At 70.2% G+C, this 23650-nt stretch carries 12 protein-coding genes; 2 read left to right on the top strand and 10 right to left on the bottom strand.

The window, feature by feature from the left end; all coding sequences use genetic code 11:
- The coding region (locus WH85_RS47595) for a ricin-type beta-trefoil lectin domain protein (RefSeq protein ID WP_052720945.1) at positions 1-10511 on the bottom strand (10511 nt) is incomplete at its 3' end.
- Between the two features lie 214 nt (positions 10512-10725).
- Here WH85_RS47595 and WH85_RS31480 point away from each other — a divergent pair.
- Positions 10726-11181 (top strand): type 1 periplasmic-binding domain-containing protein, encoded by a 456-nt coding sequence (locus WH85_RS31480; protein ID WP_157411326.1) that lies wholly within the window; start codon positions 10726-10728, stop codon positions 11179-11181.
- Between the two features lie 3 nt (positions 11182-11184).
- On the opposite strand, the gene WH85_RS31475 is transcribed toward WH85_RS31480, so the two are convergent.
- Positions 11185-11763, bottom strand: coding sequence for a TetR/AcrR family transcriptional regulator (locus tag WH85_RS31475; RefSeq protein WP_045745689.1), 579 nt, complete (start codon positions 11761-11763; stop codon positions 11185-11187).
- Between the two features lie 82 nt (positions 11764-11845).
- On the opposite strand from WH85_RS31475, the gene WH85_RS31470 reads away from it, so the two are divergent.
- Positions 11846-12571, top strand: coding sequence for an SDR family oxidoreductase (locus WH85_RS31470; RefSeq protein ID WP_045745688.1), 726 nt, complete (start codon positions 11846-11848; stop codon positions 12569-12571).
- A gap of 21 nt (positions 12572-12592) precedes the next feature.
- On the opposite strand, the gene WH85_RS31465 is transcribed toward WH85_RS31470, so the two are convergent.
- From WH85_RS31465 to WH85_RS31430, 8 genes are all read right to left on the bottom strand, one after another.
- Entirely contained in the window at positions 12593-12823 is a 231-nt protein-coding gene (locus WH85_RS31465) for a hypothetical protein (RefSeq protein WP_157411325.1), read from the bottom strand.
- Between the two features lie 18 nt (positions 12824-12841).
- Positions 12842-13975 (bottom strand): LCP family protein, encoded by a 1134-nt coding sequence (locus WH85_RS31460; protein ID WP_045745686.1) that lies wholly within the window; start codon positions 13973-13975, stop codon positions 12842-12844.
- Positions 13976-14181: 206 nt separating this feature from the next.
- Positions 14182-15522: a sensor histidine kinase gene (locus tag WH85_RS31455; protein WP_045745685.1), complete on the bottom strand. Its 1341-nt coding sequence runs from the start codon at positions 15520-15522 to the stop codon at positions 14182-14184.
- 45 nt (positions 15523-15567) lie between these two features.
- Positions 15568-16251 carry a response regulator transcription factor gene (locus WH85_RS31450; protein ID WP_045745684.1) on the bottom strand — a complete coding sequence of 228 codons (684 nt, stop codon included), beginning with the start codon at positions 16249-16251 and terminating at the stop codon, positions 15568-15570.
- Positions 16252-16300: 49 nt separating this feature from the next.
- Complete coding sequence (locus WH85_RS31445) at positions 16301-18625, bottom strand: transglutaminase TgpA family protein (RefSeq protein WP_245674172.1); 2325 nt, start codon at positions 18623-18625, stop codon at positions 16301-16303.
- Between the two features lie 220 nt (positions 18626-18845).
- On the bottom strand, positions 18846-19958 hold the full coding sequence (locus WH85_RS31440) for a DUF58 domain-containing protein (RefSeq protein ID WP_045745682.1): 1113 nt from the start codon (positions 19956-19958) through the stop codon (positions 18846-18848).
- The gene (locus WH85_RS31435; RefSeq protein ID WP_045745681.1) at positions 19955-20935 is read right to left on the bottom strand and encodes an AAA family ATPase; all 981 of its coding nucleotides are present in this window, start codon (positions 20933-20935) and stop codon (positions 19955-19957) included. The genes WH85_RS31440 and WH85_RS31435 overlap by 4 nt, the downstream gene beginning before the upstream one ends.
- Entirely contained in the window at positions 20929-23526 is a 2598-nt protein-coding gene (locus WH85_RS31430; RefSeq protein WP_045745680.1) for a fibronectin type III domain-containing protein, read from the bottom strand. The genes WH85_RS31435 and WH85_RS31430 overlap by 7 nt, the downstream gene beginning before the upstream one ends.
- Positions 23527-23650: the final 124 nt, after the last annotated feature.

Here is a 23650-nt window from a genome sequence, read left to right as displayed (position 1 = left end):
TCCTTCTTCGGCGCGGTCTTCGGCTTCTGCTTCTGGACCGGCTTCGACGGCTTCGCCTTGGCGGGCTTCGGCTTCGGCTTCGGCTTGGGTTTCGGCTTCGGCTTGGGCTTGGGCTTCTTCTTGACCGGGGGCTTTCGTTTCTTCTTCGGGACCTTCGGCTTCTTCGGTTTCTTCTTCATCACGTCGGCCAGGTGCTTGCGGGCCGCGCCGAGCAGCGCCTGGGCCCGCCGCATCACGGTGCGGGCGCCTTCGACGATTCGTTTCCACATCCGGTAGCCGCTGAAGGCCCGGTCCGCCGCCCGGTACAGCGACTTCGCCATCTTGATCGCCTTCAGCGGGCCGAGCGCGTTGCTCGCCAGGTCGACACAGTCCCACACCGAGCCGCCGAGGCAGCCGACCAGCGAGTTGTAGCCGATCATGTCGAGGAGCATGCCGATGCCGACGTTGATCAGGATGTCGAGCAGCGGGGTGTTGCTCTCCCGGTTGGCGCGCTGGTACTCGGCCTCCTGGCGGGCGATCTCGGTGCCGGCCGCCTTCATGTCCCGGTCGCGTTGGTCCATGGCGGCGTTGTACGACTTCATCTGCGCCTGGTAGTTGCGCATCGCGCAGGCGTAGTCGTATTCGCCGCACTTGCCGTCGACCGCGTTACCCGTGGTGTCCGTGTTGCCGAGCGGGTCGCCTTCGGCGTACGCGAACCGGTTCGCCGCCCCGGAAGAGGGTGTGGCGCTGTTGTTCGCGGTGTCGCGGGTGTCGAACGCGCCGGTTTCCGGGTCGTACCAGCGGTTCCACATGTTGACCTTGCCGGTGCCCTCGTCGGTCCATTCCGACTGGTAACCGAGCTTGCCGGCCATGCCGCCGCTGGCCAGGATCTTGCCCCACGGGTCGTAGGACACCGATCCGGTCAGTGCGGTCCCGGTGTTGGTGAACTCGCCGACGACGTCCATGTGCGAGTCGACCCAGGCGTTCTTACCGGTGCCGCCGCTGCCGACGCCGACCAGGCCGTCACCGGGGTCGTACACATATCCGGTGGTGCCGTCCGCGGCGACGGTGTTGCCGAGTCCGGTGTAGGTCAGGTTCGGCTGGATCAGCCGGCCCATGCCGTCGTACTCGTAGGCGGTGAACCCGCCGGTCTTGGTGCTCTGTGAGAGGACCTGGTTGAACGCGTCGGACCGGGTCTGCGCCACCACCCCGTTGGTGGTGGTCGTGGCCAGGGTGCCGCGGGCGGTGTAGGTGTAGGTGGCTCCGGCGGTGTTCGACACCAGCTGGTTGCGCTGGTCGTAGGTGAACGTCGTCGTCCCGGCCTGCACCCGGTTACCCGACTTGTCGTACGCGTACACCACCGGCGTGACGCCGTTGTCCCACCCGACGAGGCGCCCGGCCAGGTCGTACTCGTAACTGTTGGTCGATGCCCCGTTGAACCCGGTCGTCGTCTTCGTCTTGACGTTGTCGCCGGCGTCGTACGTGTAGGCGATCTTCGCGATGCTGCCTCCGGTGGCGGAGGCGAGCGAGTCGGAGGTCACCCGGTGCAGGTTGTCGTAGCCGATCGACCGGACGTTGCCGCCGTACAGGATCTCCTTGACCTGGGAGAGGTCGTCGTACTTGTACTGCTGGTTGATCCCGGCACTGGGGTTGACCAGCGTGTCCAGGCGGCCGGCGGTGTCGTACTTGTAGGTGGTGGTGCCGGCCGCGTCGGTACGCCGGGTGAGCGCCCCGTCCTCGTTGTAACCGTAGGAGGAGGTCCCGGACACTCCGCCGATCTCGGTGACCAGGCCGCGGTCGTCGTAGGTGACCGTGGACTTGCCGGCCGTACCGGTGAACGAGGTGATCCGGCCGGCCAGGTCGTATTCGTAGGCCTTGTCCTTGGTGGCCACCTCGGCGCCGGTGCCGGTGCTGCGTTCGAGCCGGCCCATCACGTCGTACTTGTTGACGGCCGTCACCCCGCCCGGCGAGTCGGCCCGGACCAGTTGGCCGGCCGCGTCGTAGGACATCGTGAAGGTCCGGTCGTCCGGGTTGTTCGCCGTCGCCGGTTCGATCTGGGAGGCGACCATGCCCCACGGGTTGTACGTGGTGACGAACCGGTTGCCCCGGCCGTCGGTGAACCGGGTCTGCTGGCCCGCCGCGTCGTACCCGAAGGTGGTGGTGATCGCGTCGGAGGCGCTGATCGGCTCCTTCTGGCTGGTCAGCTGGCCGAGGACGTCGTACTCGAACTCCTTCTTGGTGCCGCGGGCGTCGACCGCGGTGAGGAGGTTGCCGGTCCGGTCGTAGGTGGCGCTCTGCGTGCGCAGTTGCGTCCCGGTGGCTGAGAACTCCGCCGTCGACGTGCTCTGACCGGCGAAGTCGTAGGCGAAGGTGGAGTACGTCCCGTCCGGGGCGGTCACCTTGACCGGCCGGCCCGCGCCGTCGTACCGGCTGGTCGAGGTCTTCCCTGCCCCGTCGGTGACCGCGACCGGCTCACCGGCCGCGTTGTAGACGGTCTTCGAGGTCACCTTGCCCGCTGAGGTGACCGTCGTCGGCCACGGGCTGTTGGTCCCGTAGTCGAAGGTCGTCACGTAGGACGACCCGGTCTGGCGCACCTTGTCGGTCGAGGTGAGCGTGCGGCCCAGGTAGTCGAAGGTCGACTCGGCCTGTGCCCCGTTCGGGTCGGTCTCGGTGAGCAGCTCACCGTTGTAGCTGTAGGTGTACTTGGTGACGCCCTCGTCCGGGGCGGTCACCGCGGTCACCCGGCCCAGCTGGTCGTAGGTGTAGCTGGTGACGGCGCCGAGCGGGTCGGTGGTGGAGAGGATCTGGCCGACCCGGTTGTACTTGACGCTCGACGTCGGCGTCAGCACCTCGCCGGTGTCCGGCCGTTTGTAGGACGGCAGCTGGGTCTCCACCACCTGGCCGGCGCCGTCGTAGCGGGCGATCGTCACGTTGCCGTGCGGGTCCCGCTCCTCGGTCACCTCGCCGAAGGTGTTGTAGCCGATCGCGCTGTTCGAGATCGTCAGGCCCGGGTTGCCCTCGCCCTCGACGACGGTGACCGGGGGCAGGGTGCTCTGCGCGGCCCGGCCCACCTCGTCGTTGGTGATGTAGGTGGTGGCGGCGAGCGCGTCGGTCACCGAGGTGACCGACCCGTCCCTGGTCAGGCCGTAGGTGTTCCGGCTGACCTTGGCATCGGCCGCCGGTTCGCCGCCGGCTGCGACCTCGGCGAGCTCCGAAGCGCTCAGGACCTTCTGGTACGCACGGACGTCGTCGATCTGCCCGATGAAGAGTCCGGTGGTCGCCGTCTCGGCACCGACCCGCAGTTCGGTGGCCTGGTTGTTGAACTGCTTGTCCGTGGTGATCGTGGCGGTGTTGACCCCGTTGACGTACAGCTTCGCCGACCGGGTGCCGGTCGTCGCCGGGTCCACCGTCACGGTCAGGTTCGTCCACGTCGCGGCGGCCGCGCTGGTGGTCGACGCGCTGGTCAGCCAGGAGGTGGTGCCGTCGTCGTTGCGGACGGCCATCGAGATCTGCCAGGCGGTGGAGGCCTGGTCGTAGTAGACCTTCAGCGCCGAGCTGTCGATGTCGCCGGGCATCACCATGACGAACCGGTTGGCGTTGCGGGCGCTCAGCCTGGCCCAGGAGCTGATCGTGTACGGCTGCAGCGTGTCCACCGGCGCCTTGCCGCTGATCATGCCGCCGGCGGTGGGGAAGGAGGCCGCCCCGCCGCGTTCGGTGGACCAGGTGACCGTGCCGCTCGCCGTGCCCGGGTTGTTGCCGGTCGCGTCGGTGGCGGTGACCCCGGTGGTCTCGTTCATCGTCCACCGGGTGGTGGGCGTCAGGCTCGCGCTCAGGTACGCCGTCTCCTGCTTGAGCCGGCCGAGACGGTCGTACATCTGGTCGGACCGGCCGAGCAGGTTGCTGCCCTCGTACAGGCTGGTGGAGAGGACCTCGTCCTCCGGCGAGTACCGGAAGGCGGTGGTCCGGTCCCGGGCCCCGGCGGTGTCGCCGGTCTCCTCGGGCAGGTCCAGGGTCGCGGTCAGCGGGCGACCACCGACGTCGAAGGTCCGGGTGGTGCTGGTCAGCCCGTCGTTGGTGACCTGGGTGACCTCGTTGCCCGCGGCGTCGTACGTGTTGCGTTCCATCACGAACGACTTGCCGGTCTTCGGGTCCTTGCGGGTGACCGTGACGAGCAGGTTGTTGTCGGTGTACGTGTACTCGTTGACCCAGCCCATGGCGTCGGTCTCGGACGCCAGCCGGCCGGCGTCGTCGTACGCCATCGACTGGAGGGTGAGGTCCTTCTGGCCGTCGGGCAGCTTCGGCTCCCCGGTCCAGTTCTCCACGATCGTGGCCAGCTCGTTGCCGGACGCGTCGTAGGTGGTGCGGACCGAGCTGCCGTCGTCATGGGTCTGCCGGATCACCCGGCCGAACCCGTCGTAGTCGTACGTGACGACGTTGTTCAGCTGGTCGGTCTCGCTGGCCCGGCGGCCGTGGCCGTCGATCTCATAGGTGACCGACCGTGGTGCGTCGCCACCGGTCGCGTCCGTGATCGTCTCGCCGGTGAGCAGGCCGTCGACGTTGTACGACAGGGTCGTCACCGGCGTGTGCACCGCACCGGTCACGTGGTTGGTGATCGCCGGGTCCCGGGAGGTCACCACCCGGTCCTGCCGGTCGTGCTCGTACGTGGTGGTCGCGCCGGCGACGCCGTCGACCACCTCGATCTCCTTGGTGGTGCGGCCCAGGCCGTCGTACTCGTACCGGGTGACCATCCCGGCCGGGTCCTTCACCTCGGCGACGTCGCCGTTGGCCAGGTAGAGGATGGTCTGCTGGCCGCCACCGGGTTTGATCGCCCGCCAGGGCAGGCCGGCGGGCGGGATCGCACCGTTGTAACCGCCGGCGGTTCCGGTGCCGTCGGTGTACGCGATCGTGGTCCGGCGGCCCAGCGGGTCGACCTGGCCGGTCCGGTTGCCGGCCGTGTCGTACGTGTACTCGGTCAGGTACGTGTTGTCGGTGTTCGACGTGGAGCCCGGGCCGCGCTGGGTGATCACCCGGTCGTTGAGCACGTTGAACGCCGGGTTGGCCGTGGTGGCGTCCGGATAGTAGGTGGAGTAGGTCGTCGTGCACTTGTTCGCGGACCGGTCCTGGCAGGTGGTCACGGATACGACGTTGCCGCGGACGTCGTGCTCGTTGACCGTCATGTTGCCCAGCGGGTCGGTCACCGTGCGCAGGTAGCCCTTGCCGCTGTAGCCGTACCGGGTGGCCTTGCCGCGTTCGTCGACCTCGGCGACCTTCCGGCTGTAGATCAGGTCGTTGATGGTCGTCGTGGACGAGTTCTCCGGGCCGGCGACCACGTAGTCGACCTCACCGGACGCCGTCGCCTTCGCCGCGTCCCGGGCCTTGAACTGGTACGAGACCTGCGCGGCCTCCAGCTCGCCGGGGTAGAACGCCACCTCGGCGGCGGCACCGGTGAGGTAGTTCATCCCGAGGGTGCCGCCGGTGCCGAGCAGATCGGTCCAGTCCCAGTGGCTGTACCCGGCGCCGACGTAGAAGTCCGGCCGGACGGCGGGAACGGTGAACGGGGTCCCGCCCGCCCACTGGCTCTTCTCGCCGTCGACGTACAGGGACTGCACGCCACCCGCGACGGTGAGCGCGGCGTGGTGCCACTTGCCGTCGTTGACCAGCTTCGCCTGGCTGTTCAGGCCGAAGGACCAGGTCTGGCGGGGCGGGGGCTTGGCCTCGCAGGTGTAGAGAAGGGCGTCGGTGCCGATGGCGACCTCGGTCTTCTCGTTCTTGTTCATCGGGAGGGTGAGGCACTTGCCGGAGTTGGGGTTGCGCAGCCCGCCCGCGAACGGCTTCCACACCTGCGCCACACCGCCGTTGCAGGTGTAGAGCTGGATGACCGTGCCGTCGTCCTTGCCCGAACTCTTCACGTCGAGGCATTTGCCGAACGCCTGGAAGGTGCCGGTGCCGCTGCTGCCGACGGTGAACGTCCAGCTCTGCGCGGTGGTGCCGTTACAGGTGTACAGCTGGACCGGGGTGCCGTCGGCGGTACCGGAGGACTGCACGTCCAGGCACTTGCCGTTGTACCCGGCACTGATCGGGCCGGTCGGATTGTTCGCGGGGGCGAGTCCGCGCAGCCGCCCGCCGGAGTCGACCCAGAGGACCGGCGAGACGGTACGCCCGGTGACCGCCTTGGACTCGCCGAGCAGGATGCCGCTCGACCCGGTCCGGAACCACAGCGAGGTGGAGGCGTTGCCGGTGGGCAGGATGCCGTCCGGCAGGTCCACGTACGACTTGGTCGTCCCGCCCGGGAACTGTGCGGCGGTCGCGGCCGCCCCGAACGGTCCGGCCTCCGCGCCCAACTGGACGTTGCTGTACGTGGCGGTGCTGCCGTTGACCTCGTTGACCGCGTCGGTCACGCCGGTCTCGGCCATCCGCCAGTAGTTGGTCGGCGCATCGCCGAGCACGGCGCTCTCGTACACCTTGGGGGTGCGCCCGATGGTCGGCGCGGCCGGTTTCCACACCGCGCCGTTGCCGTCGGTGAGCTGGCTGACCCGCCCGGTGACGGTGTCGTAGGCGACCGTGGCGGTCCGCTGCTGCGAGGGGCGGAGCACCGCGGTGAGCTGGCTGCGTTCCGCCCGGGCGGCCCAGATGTCGGCGACGACCTGGCCGTCGATCGCCGTGTCGTAGAACGCGACGTCGGCGAGCGAACCGGTGAAGTAGTCCTTCGCGCCCTTGTTGGTGCCCGCGGTCGACCGTGACTGGTTGGGCCAGGCGCCACCGAGGAAGCCCGAGCCGAGGTACGAGGCCGCCGCGCTCATGTCCTGCACGGTGATGCCGGTCTCGGAGGCGACCAGGGTCCCGTCGAGGTACATCTGCTGGGTGTTGCCGGTGGTGTTGAGGACCACGTGGTGCCAGGCGCCGTCGGTGACGGCGGCGGTCGACCTGAGCGCGGTGTGGGCGCGGGCGAAGTACGACTGGTCGGCCTTGCGCTGCTTGCCGCATGCCCAGATCTGCATCTCGGCGCCGGCCGTGACTCCCTCGCCGACCGAGTCCATGCAGTACCCGGACTGGTCGCCGATGATCTGGCCGTCGGCCTGCACGTCCCACTTCTGGTTGGCGCCGCCGTGGCAGTCGAAGCTGATGATGTCGGCGCCGTTGACCGATTCGCCGCCCTGGACGTCGACGCACTTCACGGCGCCGCCGGTGGTGACCTGCAGTTCCCGGTCGGCGGTCCAGGTGAAGGTCTGGTTGGCCGCGCCGGTGCAGTTGGCGATGGCGAGCCGGACGCTGTTCGCGGAGGAGTTGCCCGGAACGGTGAGGCACTGCCCGTTGCCGGAGGCGGTCAGCGTGCCCAGGACGGTCCCGGTCTTCGGTGCCTTCGGGAAGGTGCCCTGCAGGTATCCGTCCGAGCCGACGTAGAGCGTCGGGTTGTAGGCGCCGTTGGTGGTCGCCCCGGTCTCCCACGACTGGCCGTAGAGGACGCCGTCGCCGCCGCCGGACGACTTGAACCACATGCTGATCGCCTGGTTGGCGGCGTCGCCGTCCAGGTCGGCCGGCAGCTCGACCTCGGCGGTGCTGCCGTTGAAGCCGGCCGCCGTCGCCGTCGAGCCGGTCAGCGGGCCGGTCTGGCCCAGGGTGACGTTCTTGTACTTGCCGTTGTCGGTGCCGCCGTTCTCCAGCATCGTGCTGGCCGCGGTGTCGCCGCTGGTCTCGGTCAGCCGCCAGTACGAGTGCGGGCGGCTGTTGGTGACCGCCGTCTGGTAGGGCGATCCGGTGCCGTACTGGTAGGTGTGACAGTCGCTTCCGTTGCCGGGCGGGCACACCTTGGTCAGGTTGTTGCCGGTGTACTCGTACCCCCAGGTGCTCACCGAATTCGCGTCGCCGGGGACGGCCGGGTCGGAGGAGATGGAGGCGACCCGGGCCGGGGTCGTGCTGGTCCAGGTGACGGTGAGGGACCGTCCCGACGCCGCGGTGATCGAGGACAACTTGGTGCCGGTGTAGGTGAACGTCTGCGCGCGGCTGGACGAGTCCTTGATCGTGCTGATCGCGTACCGGCCCGACCCGAGGTAGCGGGCGAACTCGTAGGTGGTGCCGTCCTTCTCGGTCATCCGGTAGCCGCCACCGGTGATGGTGGTGAAGTTCGAGGCCCGGCCGGCCGGTGATCCCCAGGTTCCGTCGTTGTTGCGCCCGTACGCGAGTTCCCGACCGTCCGGATAGGTGATCACCACGGTGTTGATGATCGTCAGGCCGTTCGCGTCCTTGGCGTACCGCTCCACCGCCTTGGCGTCGATCACGCTGGACCAGCCGGTGCCGAACGCCTGCGTGGTCCGCGGGTCGATGCTGTTGTAGAACCGGTTGATCTCCAGCGGCGGGCCGACCGTGTTGATCATCGCGTCCCGGGCCGCGGTGGTGTAGTTGCCGCCGACCGGATCGAAGCCCTTGTCCGAGTTCTGCGACAGCCCGGAGGTGACCGACGGCTGGGGTACCGGTGTGACCAGCAGGTGTTTCGTCTGGCTCTTCGCGTTGTCCTTGAGGCTGTCGGAGACGACCACCGACCAGTAGTAGTTCTCGCCCCACTCCAGGACGCCGGCCGGGACCACCCAGTTCTTCTTCTTGATCTTTCCGGAGCTGGTGATCCGGGTCTTCGCGTCCTTCTGGTAGACGATGAACTCGTACTGGATCGACTTCGGCCACTCGTCCGGGTCGTGCGCGTCGGCGATCAGCTCCGGCGACAGCGTCGCCACCGGTGCGCCGTACGCCGGGTACTGCTCGTCGACCTGCGGTTCCTGGTTCTCGTCGTAGGTCATCTGCAGGTACGGCGTGTTACCCCAGTCGTCGTCGTTGCGGGAGTTGAACCGCTTCCACGCCGTCTTGTCGGTCTCCGACGCGGTCAGCGCCAGACCGTAGTTGGGGATCGCGCCGGTCGACCAGCCGTTGAAGGTGGTGGCGTTCAGGTCCACCGACCGCCACTTGCCGACGCCCCGGTTCGACTCGGTGTTGGTGCAGGCCGGGTAGTTGTCGTCGATCTCCAGGGTGCCGATCGCCCCGGAGTACGCCGGCCCCTTGTCCAGGTTGCTGGCGGCGCCCTCACCGATGGAGTCGTTCGACCACGCCTCGTTGATCCGCCGCACGTAGACCGGCTTGTGGCTGGTGCAGTCGTAGGACCAGGTGTGGAACAGGAACAGCTTGGCCGAGTAGATCTGGGTGCCGGCCAGGCCGATCTTGTCGTCGTCGAACTCGGTGAAGGCCATGAACGAACGGGAGACGGTGCTGCCGTCCCAGGTGCCGACCGGCAGGTTGTTGGCGTTGTCGTGCTCCAGCGTCGACGCGTCGTTGTCCGCGAAGGTGTCGCCGGTGTCGTAGATCTGCCAGGTCGTCGGGTCGATCCGCACCGGGTACCGGCGGGCCGGGTCGGCGAGCCAAGCCGCGTCGGCGGTCACCTTGAGCGCCTGCCCGCCGTCGATGTCGATCAGCTGGTAGTCGACGTCCCAGGAACGCGTGAGGGCGCCGGACGCGGGGTGGATCTTCGAGTCCTCCATGAAGCCCCGCGGCACCTCGAGGACCGGATCGCCCTGCGGGTCGATCAGTTCGAGCGCGCCGTTCTCGCCGGGCCGGACGGTCAGGCCGTCGGTGTGCAACGGGAAGATCCACTCGTTGCCGGCCGGCGGTGCCTTCAGGACGATGGTCTCCTTGACACCGCTGCCGAAGGTCCGCAGTTCGAGGTCGGTGCCGGGCAGGATCTCCGGGTAGGTCGCGGTGCGGCCGTCGACGACCGCCGTCACGTCGGCGGCACCGTCCAGGTTCCAGGCGATGGTGTGCCCGTCCTCGGTGGTCACCGAGGCGAGAGCGTCGTCGGCCGAGTCCGGGGCGGCCGGCTCGTCGGCCGCGGCCGGTTCCTCCGCCGCAGCCGGGTCGGACGTGCTCGGGCTCGGCGTGGGCTCCGCGGCGGCACGGGCCGGGGCTTCGGTGGCGGTGTCACCGCCGGACGCGGTCACCCCGAGGGTGACGTCGATCGAGTTGGCCGCCATCGACAGCCGGCCGTCCCGGCGTACCAGAGTGGCGTCGATCGGCAGGTAGGAGCCGTCCGACGCGCGGTAGTTGATCCGCTCCTGGTGGACGTTGCGGGTGATGGTGCCGTCGGTGTTCTCGAAGGCGTCGACGGTCTCGCTCGACCTTTTCGGGAGCCGCTTGCTGGTCGCCTCGTCGAAGGCGTTCTCCGGGTCGGTGGCCTGCGGCGTGGTGAACTCACCCCGGTCGACCACCGGTGGCGGTGCCGCCGCGTCGACCGCGCCGATGCCCTTGCCGGGCTTCGTGCCGGCGCCGACATCGGCCTGCGTCTGATCCGCGGAGACGTAGTGCTCGCGATCGTCGGCCCCGCCGGCCCACTCCTGCAGCGGCATCCCGACGACCGCGGCGAACGCGGCCGGCTGGCGTAGCGCCGCGAGGATTCCGGACAGCGGCCAGCCGCCCTCCTCGGGAATGACCTCCGGTGGAACGCCGAGCGACAGGCCGACGGCCAGCGCGGTGACAGCAGCTAAGCGCCGCCTCATAGTGAGCCCCGTTCTCACAGCATGCTTTCAGGCATCGCGAAGCATGAATCAAGGAGATCAAGGTATGCAAGATCTTGATTTGCTGTCCGTGAGCATCTAACGTCGCTGCGTGCCCACAAAGGCGAGGTCATCTCGCAACCGCTCATCGTCGACAGTGGCGAGGATCACAGCCCATCCACGATGGATGATCGCCGGGGCGGTAACGGTGACGGCCGTGATCGCCGGCCTCACCACCTGGGCCCTGTGGCCGGAGCCGCCGCGTCAGCGCGAATACCTCGACGCGACCGCCTGCCTGCTCACCGACGAGAAGGGTGTCACCGGCGAGGCACAACCGGTCTGGACCTCCATGCAGGAGGCCTCGGTCGCCGCCCTGGTCCGGGTGCAGTACCTTCAGGTCCAGGGCCCGCAGACGGCCCGCAACGCGACCGCCTTCGCCACCTCACTGGCCGGCGGACGATGTGGCGTGATCTTCTCGGTCGGCGCGGCCCAGACCGAGGCGGCCACCGCGGTCGCCCCCGGCTACCCCACCGTCCGGTTCGTCAACGTCGGCGAGGGCAACGCCACCCCACCGGCGAACGTGCAGGTGATCCCGGCATCCGCCCCGGACACCCTCGGTGCCGAGATCAAGCAACACATCGCAGCCCTGGCCGAGGCGTCCGCCGAGGGCTGAGAATCAGCTGAACAGCCCGGCCGTCGCCATGGCCACGCGGCGGCGGGCGGCCGCCTCCTCGTCGCGGAACCGGTCGACGGCCCACGACAGTGCGAGCACCAGCTCGTACACCTCATCGGGTGTGATGTCGGCAGCCGCCACCCCGTCGGCCTGAGCGGCCGCGAGTAGCACCCCGGTCCGCGCCAGCAGTGGATCGTAGGTCTCCTTCATCGGCGACGTCTCGTCCCGCAGCGCCGTGGCCAGGCAGTACGGCAGGTCGTGCCAGATCCGCAGCCGCCAGGTGAGCAGGATCAGCCACTCGCCGAGCGCCTCCCGCGGCGACAGGGACGAGGCCAGCACATCCGCCTCCGCCAGCGCCTCCGTGATGGACGTCGCCATGATCGCCGCGAGCAGGTCGTCGCGGGTCGGGAAGTTGCGGTAGAGCGTGGCGTTGCCGACGCCCGCGCGCAGGGCGATCCCATCCAGGGACGTCATCACCCCTTCGGCCTCGAACACTTCACGGGCGGCGTCGAGGATCGCGTCGCGGTTGCGCTGGGCGTCAGCGCGCAGAGGCCGCTTGGCCGCGTTCCGGGCAGTCGCCATCGACACATCCTCCTTGACTAAGTGGGGACTCTCCCCACATAGTTCTTTCCGGGGGCACTCCCCACTTGCTGAAGGAGTTTAGATGACCACGACACTCGACGGCCGCACCGTGCTCGTCACCGGCGCCAACGGCGGCCTCGGCGAGGAGTTCGTCCGGCAGGCCGTGGCACGAGGCGCGGCGAAGGTCTACGCCGCCGCCCGCTCGCCGCGACAGTGGGACGACACCCGGATCCACCCGCTCACCCTCGACGTCACCGCGGAGCAGGACGCCGTCGTCGCAGCTCAGGCCGCCCCCGACGTGGACCTGGTGATCAACAATGCCGGGATCGCGCCGGCCGGCGACTCGATCTCCGGGCCCGAACAGGAGCTGCGCCGGATCTTCGAGACCAATTTCTTCGGTACGCTCCGCGTCGCCCGCGCCTTCACCCCGGTGCTCGCGGCCAACGGCGGCGGCACGCTGGTCAACATCCTCTCGTCGGCCGCCTGGGCCACCATGCCCACCGGGTACGCGGCGTCGAAAGCCGCCGCCTGGTCGGCCACCAACGCGTTGCGCGTCGAGCTGGGCGCCCAGGGCACCCAGGTGGTCGGCCTGCTCGTCGGCATGATCGACACCCCGATGTCGGCGCGCTGGGACGTCCCCAAGGTGAGCCCGGCGAGCGTGGTCGCCCAGGCGTACGACGCGGTCGGCGCCGGCACGCTGGAGGTGCTGGCCGACGAGACGACCCGTTACCTCAAGTCGCGGATGAACACCCCGGGCGAGGAGCTCTACCCCTGGATCGGCGAGCAGATCGCCGCGATCGTGCCCTGAAGCGAGCAGATCGTGCCCTGATCAGGCCTTCGGGTCGTGGACGGCCTCGCTCAGCCGCCGCTGCTCGGCCCGGGGCAGGGAGTCACCGTCGGCGATGTTCATCGCCCACGGCGTCGTGCACGGACCCTCGTGGTCCCGGTCCGGACAGAGGGCGTGGACGATACGGTCGGTGAGGACCTCCATCTCCGCGGCGGTCGCGATCACCGGGATGGTGATCCGCCACAGACGGGCCCCACTAGATTCACTCACCACGGCACCAAGAGTAGGCCGTCAGTTCCCGGTGTTGACGAACCCCGGGTTGTCCAGGAGGAACCGCGGCACGTCGTTCTTCGCCACCGCGGTGAAGAACTCGTCGACCGGTCCGGTGAACCGCTCGCCCAGATAGTCGCCGCTGGAGGACTCCACGGCGCCGCCGGGCAGGCTGATGGTGACCATGTTCTTCGGGTCGACGTCGCGCATCGCCAGGGCCCAGTCGGCGATGTTGTGGCCGCCGCCGGAGAAGGTCAGCGACTGTCCGGCGGCGTCCAGCACCTTCAACAGTTTCGACGGGTTGGTGACGACGTCCTTGGAGAGTGCCTGCTCGGTGATCGCCCGGATGAACCGCTGCTGGTTCTTCTGCCGGTCGTAGTCGCCGTTCTTCAGGCTGTACCGCTGGCGGACCACGTCCAGGGCCTCCCACGCCTCGAGGTGGTAGGTGCCCTTCTTGTAGACCTTCTGCTCCCCGACGTACGGGTGGGAGCAGCTGTGATCGGCGCACTCCGGCCGGCGGTCGCGGGGCTTGCCGTTCGGCTTGAGGTGCTCGGACCTGATCTCCTGGTCGATCGTCATGGTGACGCCGCCCATCGCCTCGACGATGCTCTTGAAACCGCCGAAGTTGACGATCGCCCCGGCGTCGAAATCCTTGATCCCGGTGACCTGGCCGACCGTCTTCGCCAGGTGCTGGAAGCCCTGCGTGACACTGGGTTTGCCGCCGGGCACCCGGCTGCCCAGGCTCATCGCGCCGTTGATCTTTCCGCGGCCGCCGGCGTACTGCGACTTGGTGCTGGCCGGGATGTCGACGTAGAGGTCGCGCGGCAGCGAGAAGATGTAGGCCTGATCCATCGTCGACGGAATGTGCGCCACGATGATCGAGTCGGCGAGCGGGGGCGTCGTGTCGTCCCGCGGGTCGATGCCCACGAGGAGCACGTTGACCGGCCCCGTGATGTCGGTCTTCTCCGTCTCCGCCGCCGCCGCCGCGGGATCACCGATCAGGTCCGGCGCCTCGACCGCTTCCAGACGGGCGAAGGCCACCTCCTTGACCGTCAGCACACCGCCACTGGTGATCATCAGAATGACGCCGGCCACCGTGGCGAGCCGCGCCCACAGCGGCGAGCGGCGCTTCTTGATCTTCCGCTTCGTTGTCATGCTGGTCCCCGTATCCCGCCGTTGCCGATGGGCAATCTAACGGACGGAGATGACTCTCCCGGACACGCAAAGGATAGAGTCGAACACGCCGTGAACAGGGCGTTCGTCTCCTGGGACTCCCCTGGCAAAGTCCTGGCGCATTCCTGTTCCGGACCTGTCCGGATATCGAGGGATCTCTCAGGACGTGACCGCGGGCACAGCCGCTCTCAGACCTGGTGTGCGCCCGCCGGCAACGTGACGACAGCGTCGATACCGGACGGTTCCGCCGGATCCAGCCGCACGTGACCACCGTCCGCCTCGGCGAGCTTGCGGACCAGCGCCAGCCCGAGGCCGCTGCCGCCCTTGGGTGCGCCGGGCGCCCGCCAGAACGGTTCGAGGGCCCGCTCCCGCTGCTCCTGCGGAAGGCCCGGCCCGCTGTCCACCACATGCACCTCGACGACCTCGGACGACGGCCGCGCCACCAGCCGGATCACACTGCCGTCCGGCGCCACCGCAAGCGCATTGGAGATCAAGTTGTCGAGTATCTGCTCCACCGAACCGGGCGTCACCACCACCAACACCTTCGGGGGTACGTCAGCGAGCACGGTGACGTCACGTTCCGCGGCGAGCGGCTGCCAGATCTCGGACCGGTCGACGATCCGGGCGGTCAGGTCGACGGTCTCCGGAGTCTGCTCGGCGCCCTCCACCATGGTCAGATCGAGCAGCGTGTTGACCAGCTTGTCGAGGCGTTCGGTCTCGCCGATGGCCGCCTCCAGGTTCGGGGCGCCGGCCGCCGACACCTCCGGTTCCAGGTTCTCCAGGCGCAGCCGCAGCGCCGCGAGCGGGCTCTTGAGCTGATGCGACGCGTGCTCGACGAACGCGCCCCGGGCGGCGAGCACGCTGTGCAGGCGCGACGCGGTCCGGTTGAACGTCTGCGCGAGACGCCGCAGCTCGGGCGGCCCGTCCACGCCGAGGACCGCGGCCGGCTCCGACTCGTCGGCCAGCTGCCCGGCGGCGTCCTCCAGGGCACGGACCGGTTTGGTGATCCAGGCGGCGAGGCGTACCGCAACAGCGGCACTGACCACCAGCACAGCCGCGCAGGCGACGGCGAGCAACGCCCAGAACTGATAGACGTGATCAAGAACGGACGCGGCCGGGACGCTGACCCGGACCGAACCGACGTCCGTCCGGCCCGGCTCGACGGAGACCACCGCCGACATCATCATCACGCCGTCGACCTCGACGATCCGGTTGCCGGTTCCCGGCGACGCCCCCGCGCCGCCGTGCCCCGGCAGCGTGCCGAAGACCAGCCGGCCGGACGCGTCGAACAGCTCGACCTGACCGCGCCAGCGCCGGGCCGACTCCTCGGCCACCTGCTGCGCGCCCTGCCCGTCGTTCTCGTCCAGTTCGGCGCCGATGTAGGCGGCGAGCACCTCGGCCTCCCGCTCCAGCTGCCGGAACGCCTGCTGCTGCTCGCTGCTGCGATAGAGGTAGCCGAGCGGAACCGCCAACGCGACCAGCACCAGCGTGACCAGCGTCAGGTGGGCCAGCACCAGCCGCCGGGTCATGCCACGGCCCGGCGTTCGCGGCCCGCGAGGAGGAAGGTCACCCGATCAGCCGAGCGGGACGAGCCGGAACCCCACACCGCGGCGCGTCTCGATCCACGCCGGGTCGCCGAGCTTGCGGCGCAGGGCGGCGATGTGGAAGTCGAGCGTCCGCCCCCGGCCCTCGGCGGTCGCCCACACCTGCTCCAGCAGCTTCTGCCGCAGCACCACGGCACCGGGCCGGGCGGCGAGCATGGTGAGCAGGTCATATTCCTTCGGCGCCAGTGCGACCGGTGCTCCGCCGACGCTGACCTCACGGGTGGCCAGATCGATGCTCAGCCGGCCCGCAGTGCATGTCTCCGGCGCGGTGGCGGGCACGGTCGACACCCGTTCGATCGCCGCCGCCCGGGACCGCCGGTCGACCGCCCGGATCCGGGCCACCAGTTCCCGCAGGCTGAACGGCTTCGCCAGGTAGTCGTCGGCACCACCCTCCAGGCCGCGGACCAGGTCGGCCTCCCCGCGCCGCGACGTCAACATGATCACGGGTACGTCCCGGGTGCGGTTGAGTTCCCAGCAGACGTCCACACCGTCGATGTCCGGCAGTCCCAGATCGAGCAGAACCAGGTCGACCGGCTCGGCGGCGAGCGCCTCAGCGCCGGTCGCAACGTGCCGGGTGACGATGCCGTACCGGGCGAGGCCTTCGACAAGCGGCACCGCGATCGCCTCGTCGTCCTCGACCAGGAGCACCCGCATGTTCCACCTTCCCGCAGTGCCATGACCGGTTGTGGTCAGGCACCCGACTCTAACCACCGCGCCCGCCCCGCCACCGCAGCGGGCCGGGCCGCACACTCCACCACAGCCGCCGCCACCAGGGCATACGCCCGCGCAGCACCGCCGCGTAGGCGCTCACCTCACTCCCGGCCCGATCAGCCTGCCGTTCATCGGCCGCCCCCGGCGCAAAACCGACCGTGTTGACCGCCTCGATCAGCCCGTCGACAGGCGTCCCCCCGACAGTCCCAGCAACCGCTTGCCCGAAGGACGCCTGTCTGGAGAACGCCGCATCCGTTTGTCCGGAGTTCACAGCACCTGGTCGTTCGGAAAATGGTGTGGCTGTGTGCTCGGCGACTGCGGCGGCGAAACGGCCGGCCTCGGTCGCGGACAGATGCGTGGGCAGCGGGCTTCCGGCCAGCCGCAGGATGTCGGTGAACTCCAGCCAAGCCCCGGTGACACGCTCGTCCGGGCCGCCGACGGTCAGCCGCCGCCGGGTCTGCGCACGCCGCATCGCGATCACCATGAGACCGCCGAGAAGGACCACGAGCAGCAGCGATCCGGAAACGACCCCGGTAACGACCGGACCGGAGACCGCATCCTCCGACGGCGCCGCGGCGACGGCCGGCGGTGCGGCCGACGCGCTCCCCGACGGCGACGGTTCCGGTGACGCCGACGGCGTGGCGGGCGGGGTGGTCGGCTGCGGCCGGAAGTCGTCCTCGACCGGTGTGGGCTCGTCACTCTTCGGCATCGGGTCGAAGGCCACCCACCCGAGACCGTCGAACAGCACCTCCGGCCAGGCGACGGCGTCTCCCGCGGTCACGACGCCGCCCGCCGCCGGCGCCCGGAAACCCACGACGATCCGGCTGGGGAGTCCGCTCAGGCGTGCCATCAGCGCGTACGCGGCCGCGAACTGCTCCGAGGTCCCCCGCCGCCCGCCGAGCTCCTTACGCCCGAACAGGAAGTGATCGATGTTCGGATAGGCGTGCCCACTCGGAGCATCCGCAACCTGCCGATAATGATCAGCCAGGAACTCCTCGATCGCCACCGCCCGGTCGTACGCCGCGCCGTTCCCCTCGGCCAACTGCTCGGCAAGACGCTGGATCCGCTCCGGCACGCCGGTGGCCACGGTGAGATAGCGGGCCACCGCGTCCCCGGACGGCACCTCGGCGATCGGCAGCGCGTTGAGGTCGGGTTCCCGTTCGAGCGTGGTCGTGGCGTACCGCAGTCCCTCGGTCAAACCCTCCGGACGGATCAGGGTGCCGGTGGCCGCGTCATAGGCCACCCGAGCACCGGAGATCGCCGTCGGCGTCGGCACGACCGGCAGCAGCCGCCCGCTGAGCCCGGTGACCGTGATCTCCTGCCGGCTCTCACTCGTAGCGTCCCCACCGAACGCGACGTCACCTGACGTCCCCTCACCCAGCGATGGCACCGGCAGCACCCGGCCGGCGTTGCGGTACAGCCCGCCGACCTTCCAGGTGACCCCGTCATAATCGGACAACACCGCCAGCCGCAGACGCGTCTCCGGGGCGGCCCCGGTTTCGGACGGCCGGTACTCCAGGAGCGACTCCTTCGGAGCGAGCGCCCATCCCGAGATCCGGTTCAGCGGACTCTCGTCCAGGGAATCGACGCGGGGCGGTTCCACGTACTGCCGAGGGTCCTGCGGCATGACGCTCACCTGGCGTGAGGCCCAGGGACCGATCACCGCCACCAGGCCGAGAAGGGCCACCAGGCCGGCGGCCGCCCCACCCAGCGCCCGCATCCGCAGCATCGCGCGAACCCGCAGCTCAGCAGGGTCCTCCTCGTCCTTCCCAGTGGTAACCCTGGCAGTCGTGATCCTCCCGACGGGGAAAGACGAGGACCGAGTCAGAGCCGAAACCGCCAGCGCAAGCGCCGCAAGCGCCGCGAAACCCGTGCTGACCAGGACCGGCGTCTCCGCATTGGGGCCCACCACGTAGAGCGCCCCCGCGTAGACCCCCAGCACCGGCGACAGTCCGAGCAGCACCCGGCGGCTGCGCACCGCCACCTCGACAGCAGCCAAACCAGCCACCCACACCGCCACCACCGGCACGACAACCGTCTCCGGCGCAGCTTCCACCGGGATCAACGCCGTCAACAGGCGCGGAATCCCACCCGCCACCACGGTCCAGTCCGGCCACTGCCCACCGGCCGCCACTCGCAGCGCAACCGTCACATATCCCGTCAGGACCAGCGCGGACAGCGGCGCCGCCGACCACGCTGGCAGCCGTCTCGCCGCGACGCCCACCGCCACCGACCCGGCCGCCGAGCCGGCCGTCAGCCACACCACCAGGTCGTCGGCGAAGATCCGCCCCACCACCACGCCGGCCAACGTGAGCATCCCGACCAGGGCGCCCGGCACGACCGACGCCCGCAGTACACCGGCCACCCACGAACCTCGGCCGCCCACAACACCCACCGCCCGCGAACCCGAATCGCTCACCGCCCGGGCCCCTCCACCTCAGGAACGCTCACCACCAACGCACCCCATGCACCCGAAACACACGCCATCCACACGCCTGGGGCGCCCGTCACGTGCGCGCTCCGATTGCGCGTCACGCTCACCATCCGCGCACCCCGTCCCAGGCGGCCGCGAACTCCGCGCCGTCCGCCGCCTCGATCACGATCACCCGGTCGGTCGCCGGGGCCGGGGCGACGGTGTCGCGGTCGCCGAGCAGTGCGGCGAGCACCACCGGGTATGCCCCGCGCATCCCCCCGACCGCCCCGAGGTCGTCGCGCCCGCCCGGCCCGGTCAGGAAGATCAGCGTGTCCCCGAGTCGCTGCCCACGGAGCCGCCGCAGTGTCGCGCCGAGGTCTCCGGCCGCCGGCTGCACCTCGGTCAGGGTGTCCAGAAACGGTCCTCTCGCCTCGCCGCACACCAGGTGCAGGCTGACCGGCAGCCCCTCCCGGACGGCCGCCGCCAGCACCGAGGCCGCCGCCTCGCACGCGTCCTCGAACGAGTCGCCGCGATGCCCGGCGGACCGGTCGTCGAGCAGCACCACGAGGCTCGGTTCGGCGGTGTCGAGTTGTTCCCGGACCATCAGTTCGCCCACTTTGGCGCTGCTGCGCCAGTGCACGCGGCGCAGTTCGTCGCCGGGCACGTACTCGCGCAACGCGTCGAACGTGATCGTCCCGTGCGGCACCCGGTCGGCCTGCCCGTCCAGGCTGCGGGTCAGTCCCGCCGGTACGGCACCGAGCGGGTGGATCCGCGGGTGCACCCGGACCGTAGTCGTCCCGCCGTGCACCCGGTCCAGGCTGATCAGCCCGAACGGGTCGCCGCGGGTGATCCGTAGCGGTCCGATCGGGACGAGTCCGCGCCGGTGGGTGGGCACCGGATAGCCGGTCGTCGTGTCCCGTCCCGGCCGCAGGCGCAGCACCGGGACGTCGACGGTGGCCGGACCGCACCGGTCGGTGGCGATCAGGGTCGCGGCCCGCAGCCGGCTCGTGTTGCGGATGGTCAGGGTGACGGCGGCCGGTTCGCCGCGGGCCACCCGGTCCGGGTCGGCGGCCCGTTCGACGCCGAGCCGGGGACGCCACACCGCGTGACCGACAGCGACAACCAGCGCCGACACGGCGGCCGCACCCAGCACGGCCAGATCCGGATAGCCGAACCAGAACCCCACCCCGAGCAGCCCCACCGCGGCCGCCAGCAGGCCGACGCCCCGAGCAGTCACGGCACGGCCGGCAGGTGCTGCTTGTCGGGCAGCGGCACGGGCACCTCACGCAGCGCGTCGGCGAGCACCTCGTCCGCGGTGACGCCCCGCAGCTGGGCCTCCGAGGAGAGCATCAGGCGATGCGCGAAGACCGGTCCGACCAGTGCCTTGAAGTCTTCCGGCAGGACGTATCCCCGGCCGTTGATCAGGGCGTGCGCGGCGGCCGCCCGGGTCAACGCGATCACACCGCGGGGGCTGACGCCGACCCGGACCAGCTTGTGGTTGCGGGTCGCGGCGGCCAGGCGCACCGCGTACGCATAAAGGGGGTCGGCGATGTGCGCACCCAGCGCCGTCGCCGCCAACTCGCCCACCGTGGCGGTGTCGGTGACCGGTTCGAGGGTGTCCGGGGACCGGCCGGCCGCGCCGCGCAGCACCTCGATCTCGACCTCTTCGTCCGGATATCCGACGGACAGTTTGACCAGGAACCGGTCGAGTTGCGCCTCGGGCAGGCGGTAGGTGCCGTCCATCTCGACCGGGTTCTGGGTGGCGACCACCAGGAACGGCTGGGGCACCGGGTGCGGCACGCCGTCCACGGTGACGCGGCGTTCCTCCATCACCTCGAGCAGCGCCGACTGGGTTTTCGGCGACGCCCGGTTGATCTCGTCGGCGATGACCACGTTGGCGAACACCGGCCCGGGGTGGAATTCGAAGCCGCGGCTGGCCTGGTTGAAGATCGTCACGCCGGAGACGTCGGAGGGCAGCAGGTCGGGGGTGAACTGGATGCGCCGCCACTGCCCGCGGATCGACGATGCCAATGCCCGGGCCAGCGTGGTCTTGCCGACGCCGGGAACGTCCTCGAGGAGGACGTGCCCCTGGGCGAACAGGGCGGTGAGGGCGAGCCGGATCACCTCGGGTTTGCCGAGCACCACCGATCCGACGCTGCCGGCCAGGCGTTCGGCGGTCTGGGCGAAGGTCTGCACCTGGGCGGGGGTCAGCATGCGGAGAGGTCCTTCAGGTCGTCGCCGCCGTCGAGGTTGAGCCAGGCCCAGGGGATGTAGGTCTTCCCCTTGTAGTCGACCTGGATCCACCACGTGCTGCGCTTCTCGTTGTTGTAGACGTACGCGTAGACGGACTCGCCGCTCTTCTTGCAGTACGCCTTGAGCCGTGTTCCGTTCTTCACCCAGCCGACCTGCTTGTCGTCGTCCTGCCGGGTCACCGAGAAGATCTCGTTGCCGTTGCGCCCGTCGACCTCGTCGTCGCAGTACGTCTTCTCCTCGGCCTTGTCGCCGTTGATGCAGGTGGCCGTCCCGTAGAGGGCGTCGGTGGTGGCCTTGGCCGTCTTCGTGGCCGTGCCCGCCGCGTTCTTCGCGGTGACCGTGAACGTGTACGCCGTGCTCGGCTTCAACTCCGCGGCCTTGAGCCCCGAGCAGCCCCCGGTCGCCCCCTTGCCGCCGCCGGTGACGGTCAGCGTGCAGGTCGGTTTGCCGCCGCCCGCGTTGACGCTGAACCCGACCGACGCCGCGTTGAAGCTCGGGTCCACCCCGGTCATCGTGATCACCGGTGCCGCCACCGTCGTGGCCGTCGCACTGCCCGCCTCGCCCGCGCCGGCCTCGTTGACCGCGGTGACCTGCACCTGCACGCTCGCGCCGTCACCCAGCCCGGTGAGCGTCGCCGCGGTGTCGCCGGACACCTCGGTCTCCTTGCCGCCGGCCGCGACGACGTACCTGGTGACGGGCCGCCCGTTGGCCTCGGCCGCCGTCCACGTCACCCGCACCGCACCGGCCTGGTCGGCGACGGTCGCCGCGTCGACGTCACCCGGTCGGCCCGGCGTGGTGAACGGCACCACGCTCTCGCCCGCCCCGGACGCCTTCGACCCGGCGCCGCGGTCGTTCACGGCGACGACCGTGAACGCGTACTGGCTGCCGTACTCCAAGGTGCCGGGTGCGATCGTCATCGACGTGCCGGCGGTGTCCCCGACCGGGGACGTCCCGCCGGCGGTGATCGCCGTGACCGTGTACCGGGCTATCTTGCGACCCTGCCCGTCCGCGGCCGCCCAGCCGACCCGCACCGACCCGTCCGGCAGCGCCTCGGCCCGCGGGACACCCGGCGGCTGCGGCACGTCCGCGGTCGGCCGGACCGCGTTGCTCGTCTTGGCCGGGCCGTCACCCCTGCGGTTGACAGCGTGCACCTCGAACCGGTACGTCTCCCCGTTCGTCAGGCCGGTCACCACCAGCGACCGCTGCTCCGCGCCCACCTGGAAGGTCCGGTCCGCGCCCGTCACCACGTATCTGGTGATCGCCGCGCCGTTCGCCGCGGCAGCCTGCCACGTCACCCGGGCCTCGGCGTCACCGGCCGCCGCCCGCACGTTGCGCGGGGCACCCGGCACGGTCACGGTGGGCTTGGGCTTCTTCTTCCTCTCCGGGGCGGGCGGGGTCGGCGGCGCCGGCGGCGGATCGCCACCGAGGACGTCGTCGGCATACTTGTCGACGGTCCGCACGGTGTGCTCGTCGTCGACCACCCGGGCGGTGGAGGCCCCCGGGGCGTTGATGAACAGGTGGTTCTCCCGGACCTCGAGCTCCAGCCCGCCGCCCGGCCGTTTGACGGTGATGCCCTTCTGCGGGGTGCCGCCGGCGTCGAAGACGTGCACCGTGCCGGCCTCGGGCACATAGAGGAACCCCTCCCACGCGACCGCCGCCTCGATCTCCCCCTCGTCGTCGCCGGTGGCGGGCACGGTGACGTCGGCGCGCACGCCCGCCCCGTCGACGGTCAGCACCCGCCGCTCCCCCGGCACGGTCACCGCGATCAGCGAACCCTCGCTGCGCGGCGGCAGGATCCCCGGCGCGCCGAGCGGCAACGTGATCGTCGAGGTCGGCTCGTCACCGACCCGGACCAGCGCGTTCGTGGTGCGGTCCAGCACGGCGACGCCGCTGTCCAGGGCGCTCAGCGCCAGGTCGTGACTGCCCTGCGCCACCGGCTCGGTCCGGGCCACCGACGGCCCCGCCTCGCCGGCCTCGACCGCGGTCAGCGTGCCCTCGCCGGGCGCCGCGATCCACAGCACGCCGTCGCCGTCGAACACCCCGCCGGTGATCCCCGGCGGGAACCGCAGCGCCTCGCCGACCCCCTGGAGGGTGGCCGGGTCGACCTGCTGCACCTTGCCCTGCACCGCGTCCACCACGAAGGCGTCGTCGTCGTGCAGCGCCACGGTCACCCCGACACCCGGCTGCGACGTGCCGTTCCAGTAGGCCTGCAGGTCGGCGAGATCCATCGACGCGATCCGCCCGGTCTCCACATCGCGAAGGATGACGAAGCGGTCACTCTGACTCACCTGCACCTGATGCCCGCGCGCCTGCCCCACGTCGGCCCGGGTGTCGACCTTGGCGGTCACCCCGTTGACCCGCGCCACCTCACCCGCGCCCCGGCTCCACACCCACGAGGCCGCGTCGAAGCTCGCGAACGCCTCGTCGGCGGCGCCCAGCCCGCGCACGGTCAGCCCCAGCGCGGTCACCAGAGCGATCACCGTGCCGGCCGTCACGAGATGCCCGCGACGCGGCCGCCAGCGACGCTGCGGTGGCGTGTCTGCGCTGGTCATACCCGTTCCCCCGTAGCCGTCGGTCCAGGTTGGAGCGCTCATCATAGGGACCCGGCGTAGAAGATCGACACCCGCTCGGACAGCTTCGTCACCGTCTTGAGATAGAGCTTTGTCACGTGCTTTG

Source organism: Actinoplanes rectilineatus, from assembly GCF_000962825.1.
GTDB classification, from domain to species: Bacteria; Actinomycetota; Actinomycetes; order Mycobacteriales; family Micromonosporaceae; genus Actinoplanes; species Actinoplanes rectilineatus.
This window is presented reverse-complemented; position numbering and strand designations above follow the sequence as displayed.

Coding starts and splice junctions, on each gene's coding strand:
- WH85_RS31475 (WP_045745689.1), bottom strand. CDS start 11,763: ATGGCGACTGCCCGGAACGCGGCCAAGCGGCCTCTGCGCGCTGACGCC.
- WH85_RS31470 (WP_045745688.1), top strand. CDS start 11,846: ATGACCACGACACTCGACGGCCGCACCGTGCTCGTCACCGGCGCCAAC.
- WH85_RS31460 (WP_045745686.1), bottom strand. CDS start 13,975: ATGACAACGAAGCGGAAGATCAAGAAGCGCCGCTCGCCGCTGTGGGCG.
- WH85_RS31455 (WP_045745685.1), bottom strand. CDS start 15,522: ATGACCCGGCGGCTGGTGCTGGCCCACCTGACGCTGGTCACGCTGGTG.
- WH85_RS31450 (WP_045745684.1), bottom strand. CDS start 16,251: ATGCGGGTGCTCCTGGTCGAGGACGACGAGGCGATCGCGGTGCCGCTT.
- WH85_RS31445 (WP_245674172.1), bottom strand. CDS start 18,625: ATGCTCACGTTGGCCGGCGTGGTGGTGGGGCGGATCTTCGCCGACGAC.
- WH85_RS31435 (WP_045745681.1), bottom strand. CDS start 20,935: ATGCTGACCCCCGCCCAGGTGCAGACCTTCGCCCAGACCGCCGAACGC.
- WH85_RS31430 (WP_045745680.1), bottom strand. CDS start 23,526: ATGACCAGCGCAGACACGCCACCGCAGCGTCGCTGGCGGCCGCGTCGC.